Consider the following 1,187-nt stretch of genomic DNA (forward strand, 5'->3'; position numbering starts at 1 on the left):
TGCGGTAGCGGCTCAGCCGGGGCAGGGCCAGCGCGGCCAGTGTCAGGCGGGCACGGGCGCCGGGCGCGAACGTCGCATCCGTGACGGCGCTATTGACGCGCCGGGGCGCCGCCGGCACCGGTACGGCCGTCAGCTCGTCCAGCGCCGGTACGGCGGGCCGGGCACGGGGCTGCCAGACCGCCGGGCTGGGCGCCGCCACGGCCGGCGGCGCCTTGGCGATGCGCCGCGCGATTTTCACCAGCAGGCGCTTGCCGCCATGGCGCGACGTGACCGTGTAGTAGCCCAGCGCCGCGTCGAAGCGGCAATCGAAGGCGCCTTTCGGGCGCGCCTGCAGGACCGGCTCGGCGTCCGGACCGTCGTTGACCAGCAGCAGGACGGCGTCGTCGCCAAACGGCCAGCCCGGCGCCGCGGCGGCCGTGGCACCGGCACCGATCAGCGCCAGCCGCTGGCTGGGATAGACGGGGCAGACGCCGTGCCACACGGCGCTGTCGAGCGACGCGCTGACGTCGAACAGCACTTTCTCTTCCGGCGCCGGCAGGTAGACGGCATGGCCGAAGCGCACTTCGATCTCGCCGGCGGCCAGGTCGTCGGCGCCCGTCACGTGGTAACGCACGTCGTCCTCGCCCAGCAGGTCGCCGAAATCCTTGCGGTGCAGGGCCGTCAGGGTCTGCGCCAGCTCGCGGGCGCGGTTGCCCCGGGTCAGGTGGTAGTCGTCATCGACGTCCTCCTGCGGCAGCCGCAAGGTGACGTGCGCGAAGCAGCGGGTGGCGGCGCGGCCCCGGTGCTCGCGCGGGCAGCGCTCCAGCAGGTCGCGCAGCAGCGGGCGGCGGGCGAACAGCGCCAGGCCGGGTGGCTGCCAGATCGCTTCGGCGTTGAACACGTCCGGTATGCGGCCCAGGACTTCATGTTGGACATAGGTGGGCATGATGGTCACTCCTGTGATGAATGCGCGGTGGCGGCGTGGATGCCTAGCAGGGGGAGGAGGAAAAACAGCAGATGGCTGCCGCCGGCGGACAGGAAACTCATCGGCTGGCCCATCACGGGCACGATGGCCAGGTTGGTGCCCCAGGACAGCAGCAGGTGCCCGCCCAGGAAGGCGGCGCCGCCGCACAGCAGGAAAGCGTGCAGCCGTCCCGCCCAGGCCTGGCGGAAGTCGCGCGCGGCGGCGGCGCGGCGGGCGTGGCGCA

At 73.1% G+C, this 1,187-nt stretch carries 2 pseudogenes; both read right to left on the reverse strand.

Going from position 1 to position 1,187, the window contains the following annotated elements:
• Positions 1 to 925 (reverse strand): annotated as a pseudogene (locus GM672_RS27645) (hypothetical protein); the annotation flags it as partial.
• Between the two features lie 5 nt (positions 926 to 930).
• A pseudogene (locus tag GM672_RS28610) lies at positions 931 to 1,187 on the reverse strand (FtsW/RodA/SpoVE family cell cycle protein); the annotation flags it as partial.

This window comes from Pseudoduganella buxea, from assembly GCF_009720835.1.
GTDB lineage: Bacteria > Pseudomonadota > Gammaproteobacteria > Burkholderiales > Burkholderiaceae_D > Rugamonas > Rugamonas buxea.